Consider the following 5,006-nt stretch of genomic DNA (forward strand, 5'->3'; position numbering starts at 1 on the left):
GCGCGATGGCGCCCTGCCGGCCCATACGATGGGCGGTTGGGGACTGGACCACGGCGCCTGGGTACCGCTGCGCTACCTGTATCCCCAGGCCGATGTGCCGGTGATCCAGCTTTCACTGCAATCGCAGCAGCCACCGGCCTATCACTTCCAGGTCGGACAGTTGCTGGCACCGCTGGCCAAGGAAGGCATCCTCTTGATCGGTTCGGGCAGCTTCACCCACAACCTGCGCGAGCTGCGCCGCACTGACAGCGCGCTCGGCGATGCGCCGCATACGCTCGAATTCCTGCAATGGTTCCTGGACCAGATGCAGGCCGGCGACCTGCAAGCCCTGTTCGGCTACCGGACCACCGCCCCGCACGCGGTGCGCACCCACCCCAGCGATGAGCACCTGTTGAGCCTGTTCTCCATACGCTGATCGATCCGCAATACTTCACGGCGCCGCGCCAGTTGTTCCCGATCTGGCCTGAATGGCATCCCGAGAAGGCCCTGGCGCTGGTCTCGGCCACCGCCACCATCCTGTTCCTGCCCAAGATCCTGGCGGTGCTGCTGTTTGCGGTGAAGGGCGCGCGTGGCTTCGGCGGTGCGCTGGCGCTGCTGCTGAGCATGTTGATCGAACTGCTGTTCTCGATGGCGCTGGCGCCGGTGCGAATGCTGTTCCATACCCGCTTCGTGCTGGGCGCCTTCTTGGGCTGGAACGCCGGCTGGAAGTCGCCGCCGCGCGCCGACAATGAAACCGGCTGGGGCGAGGCGATGCGCCGCCACGGCTGGCATTCGGTGCTGGGCGTGGCCTGGGGCGCGCTGGTGTACTGGCTCAATCCATCCTTCATCTGGTGGTTGATTCCCATCGCCGGCTCGCTGGCGGTGTCGGTGCCGGTGTCGGTGCTGTCTTCGCGCGTGAGCTATGGCCGCGGCTTCCGTCGTGCCGGTCTGTTCAAGATTCCCGAAGAGACTTCGCCGCCGTTCGAATTGCGCGAGACCGTGCGCCATCATGAACAGACTCCGCCCTTGCCTGGCTTTGTCGAAGCAGTGGTCGATCCTTCCTTCAATGCTCTGGTCTGCGCCACTGCGCACGCCCATCCGCAGGTACCGCAACTGACCCGGCACCTGCGCGAGAAGCTGGTGCGCACGGCCTTGAAGGACGGCCCGGATGCACTGAACGACAAGCAGAAGAACAGCATCCTGGAAGAACCGGGCCTGCTGTCGCAACTGCACCAGGCGGTCTGGAGCGGCGTGCCCGAGGTCCATGCGGACTGGCGCGCCGCCCTGGAACGCCAAGTACCACCGGCACTGGCCGCCTGAGGGGGCGGATCGTGAGCGGGACGGCCGAAGACATTCGGCCGTCATCATTTTCTGGGATCATCCTTTCCGTTTGCCGCAAGCCATCATGACCGAGCCGCACGACCCACTTCCGCATATCGTCCCCACCACCCACACGCCTGCCCGCCAGAAGATGTGGGGCAGCGCGTTGGCGCTGGTGCTGGTGCTGGGCGGTGGTTACTGGCTGTATGCGCGCCAGCAACCGGTGCCGCCGGCGGCCAAGCCGATTCCGGTCAAGCTGGAAACGGTGACCGTGGAGCGGGCCGACCTGGAGCAGGTGGTCAATGCCACCGGCAACGTGGTGGCGCAGGATTATGTGGACGTGGGCTCCAAGGTGGCCGGGCAGATTTCGGATGTGGAGGTGGTCATCGGCGAGGTGGTCAAGGCCGGTCGTCTGCTGGCCACCGTGGCCCCGGCCGTGCAGAGCAGCCGCATCGAGAGCAATCGTGCCACGCTGGCACGCCTGAAGGCCGAGCTGGCCGGCCAGAATGCCCAGCTCGACTTTGCCCAGTTGCAGTTCCAGCGCCAGACCCAGTTGAAGGCCGAGAACGCCACCCGCGAAGAATCCTATGAATCCAGCCGCATGAACATGTTTGCGGCGGCCTCTCGGGTAGATGCCACCAATGCCCAGATCCAGCAGACCGAGGCGGCCATTCGCGAGGATGAAGCGGTGCAGAAGCAGACCCGCATCGAAGCCCCGGCCAACGGTACCATCGTCACCTTGAATGCGCGCCCCGGCCAGATGGTCGGTGCCAACCAGGAAGTGTTGATGCGCATTGCCGATCTGTCGCGCATGACGGTGCAGGTGCCGGTGGCCGAAGAAGACGTGACCCGCCTGCAAAAGGGCATGACCGCCTACTTCACCACGCCCGGCTATCCCGGCAAGCGCTGGAGCGGCAAGCTGCGCCAGATCATGCTGCTGCCCACCGACGACTCCGGTCGCCAGGGCAAGAAGGCGTATTACACGGTGCTCTTCGATGTGGCCAATCCCAGCCGTGAACTGATGAGCGGCATGAGTGCCGATGTCTATTTCGTGCTGGCGCGTGCCGAACACGTGCCGACCATCCCGCGCACGCTGGTGACCAAGCCCGGCATGGATGGCACGCAGACGGTCAAGGTGGTGCTGGCCGATGGCACATTGGAGAGCCGCAAGATCAAGATCGGCATTCGCGATGGCGAGCGCGCCCAGGTACTGTCGGGTCTCAAGGAAGGCGAGCAGGTGCTGCTGCCGGCCAATCCGCCGCAGCCGGAGGGTGCCGGCAACGGCGCGGCGCCATCCCGCTAGCTGGCGCGCTTGATGTACAGTAGAGGCTTTGCCGGGCAGGGCGGCCTCGTTTCCCTGTTTCGATGCACAAGGCCATGACATTGCGTAGTCCTCTCCCGCCCGCTTCTTCTTCCCTGCCACGCCTCATGCGCCTGACGCGCCTGGCCCTGGCCGTCACGCTGGTGCTCACCGTGGCCGGTTGCGTGACCAGGGAAGTGCAGACCGATCCCATCCTGGAAATGCAGGTGCCCGACAAATGGGGCGGCGGCGCCTCGGCCGATGTGGCCCATGCCGAGCAACTATGGCCCGATACCGATTGGTGGAAGCAGTTCGGCAGCAGTGAATTGTCCGAGCTGGTACAGGAAGGCCAGCGCAACAATTATGAAATCGCCGCCGCCTACTCGCGCGTGAAGCAGGCCGAGGCCCAGGCCCGCATTGCCGGCGCGCCGCTGTTGCCCAATGTCGGGTTGAGCGCTGGCGCTACCCGCGAGATGCCCATTTCTGGCGGTACCCCGACCAATACGGCCAACGCCAGCCTGCAGGTCAGCTACGAGATCGATTTCTGGGGCAAGAACCGCGCCGGGGTCGAGGCCGCCGAAGCCACCCTGCGCGCCAATCGCTACGACCAGCAAACCGTGGCCCTGACCGTCACCAGCGGCATCGTCTCCACCTATCTGCAAGTGCTGTCGCTGCGCGACCGGCTGGAGATTGCGCGCCAGAACGTCAACAATGCCGAGCGCGTGCTGCGTCTGGTGGAGGCGCAAAGCCGCGCCGGTGCCGCCTCGCCGCTGGACCTGGCGCGCCAGCGTTCGGCCCTGGCCAACCAGCGCCAGTTGATCCCCGACCTGCAGCAGCAGGAGCAGGATGCGCAGACGGCGCTGGCGATCCTGTTGGGCCGTCCGCCGCAGAATTTCAAGGTCGAGGAAAAGGGCTTGGCCAAGATCCAGATGCCGCGCATCTCGGCTGGCCTGCCCTCTGAACTCTTGACCCGTCGCCCCGATATTCGCCGCGCCGAAGCCAATCTGGCCGCAGCCAATGCCAATGTGGCGGTGGCGCGGGCTGCGCTCTTTCCCAGCATCTCGCTGACCGGTTCGAGCGGGGCGCAGAGCAGTGCCTTGCTGTCGCTGTTCGATGGTCCCAACCTGTTCGCCAGTCTGGGCGCCAGCCTGATCGCCCCGATCTTCGACGGCGGCAACCTGCGCAACCAGCAGGCCCTGGCCGAGGCGCAGAAGGAAGAGCTGGTGCAGGTCTATCGCCAGCGTGTCATCACCTCGCTGTCGGAAGTGGAAAAGGCACTGGGCGCCATCCGCAGCCTGGAAGAACGCTATCGCCTGAAGGTGGGCGAAGTGGACCAGGCGCGCTTTGCCTTCGAGCTGGCCGAGATCCGTTATCGCGCCGGCGCCGAAGATCTGCTGGTGGTGCTCGACACCCAGCGCACCCTGTCGGAGGCGCAGAACCAGTTGGGCCAGATCAAGCTGCAACGCCTGCAGGCGACCGTGTCGCTCTACAAGGCGCTGGGCGGCGGTTGGCAGGACAAGCAGGTGCCGACCGAAACCGGCACGGCCAGCGTTTCCTGATCCACGGCAGGCTCGTCGCAGGCCCGGCTGCTTAGCGCGCGGCCTGCCACTCCTTTACCAGCAAGTGGATCAGCTCTCCCACCGTATAGCCATCGCGAATGAGCGCCGCACCCTGGCCGGCCCAGTGCGCGCCGAATTCGTGGACCTCGTGCGCGCTGGCCAGGGCATTCAATTGCTTGCCGGCGTCATAGGCGACCGGGTACGCAGGAATGGCGGGTGCAGTCGATATGTCGATTTCTTCCATGAAGCGGTTGACGATGCCCCGTGCGCGGCGGCCCGAAATGGCAGCGGTGACCCGGGTATGCTGCGCACGTGAACTTTTGAGTAGATTTCGATAGGCCGCATTGGCGGCCGATTCGCGCGTGAGCAGGAAGGCCGTGCCCAGTTGCACCGCCTGCGCCCCCAGTTGCAGGGCGGCGGCGATCCCCTGTCCATCCATGATGCCGCCGGCCGCAATGATGGGCAGGCGGCTGTGTTGCGCCAGCAGGCGCACCAGGGCGAAGGTACCGATTGCTTCATCACGGTGTTCATCGAAGATGCCGCGATGGCCACCCGCTTCGAAGCCTTGCGCCACGATGGCGTCGATGCCGGCGGCTTCGATCTGGCGCGCTTCTTCCAGGTTGGTGGCAGTGGCCAGCAGGAACACGCCGGCCTTCTTCAGTGCCTGGATCAGCGCGGCCTCAGGCAGGCCGAAATGGAAACTCACCACCGCCGGTGGCTGCTCCAGCATCAATTGCTGCATGTCGGTATCGACGATGAAGCTCGGGTAGATCTCTTTCAAGGGCAGGCTGATGCTGCCGCCGAATTCATCCAGGTGGGCTTGCAGATGCTGTATCCAGGCTGCATCG

General features: G+C 65.2%; 4 protein-coding genes and 1 pseudogene. 4 read left to right on the plus strand and 1 reads right to left on the minus strand.

Translation table 11 applies throughout. The annotated features are described in order from the left end of the window. The 4 genes and pseudogenes from I5W_RS20200 to I5W_RS20215 form a co-directional block, all read left to right on the plus strand. Positions 1 to 415 (plus strand): dioxygenase family protein (locus I5W_RS20200; protein ID WP_252717138.1); only part of this gene is annotated, 415 nt, incomplete at its 5' end. Continuing rightward, a pseudogene (locus I5W_RS20205) lies at positions 406 to 1,299 on the plus strand (glucans biosynthesis glucosyltransferase MdoH); the annotation flags it as partial. The gene I5W_RS20200 and the pseudogene I5W_RS20205, both read left to right, overlap by 10 nt. 85 nt (positions 1,300 to 1,384) lie before the next feature. After that, positions 1,385 to 2,602 carry an efflux RND transporter periplasmic adaptor subunit gene (locus I5W_RS20210; protein WP_199901770.1) on the plus strand — a complete coding sequence of 406 codons (1,218 nt, stop codon included), beginning with the start codon at positions 1,385 to 1,387 and terminating at the stop codon, positions 2,600 to 2,602. Between the two features lie 74 nt (positions 2,603 to 2,676). Continuing rightward, on the plus strand, positions 2,677 to 4,158 hold the full coding sequence (locus tag I5W_RS20215) for an efflux transporter outer membrane subunit (RefSeq protein ID WP_044530580.1): 1,482 nt from the start codon (positions 2,677 to 2,679) through the stop codon (positions 4,156 to 4,158). 31 nt (positions 4,159 to 4,189) lie between these two features. Here I5W_RS20215 and I5W_RS20220 read toward each other — a convergent pair. Further along, on the minus strand, positions 4,190 to 5,006 hold an 817-nt coding region (locus tag I5W_RS20220; protein ID WP_044530577.1), incomplete at its 5' end, for an NAD(P)H-dependent flavin oxidoreductase.

Origin of the sequence: Herbaspirillum sp. B65 (assembly GCF_000333555.1) — a bacterium.
In the GTDB taxonomy this organism is placed as follows: Bacteria; Pseudomonadota; Gammaproteobacteria; order Burkholderiales; family Burkholderiaceae_D; genus Herbaspirillum; species Herbaspirillum rubrisubalbicans.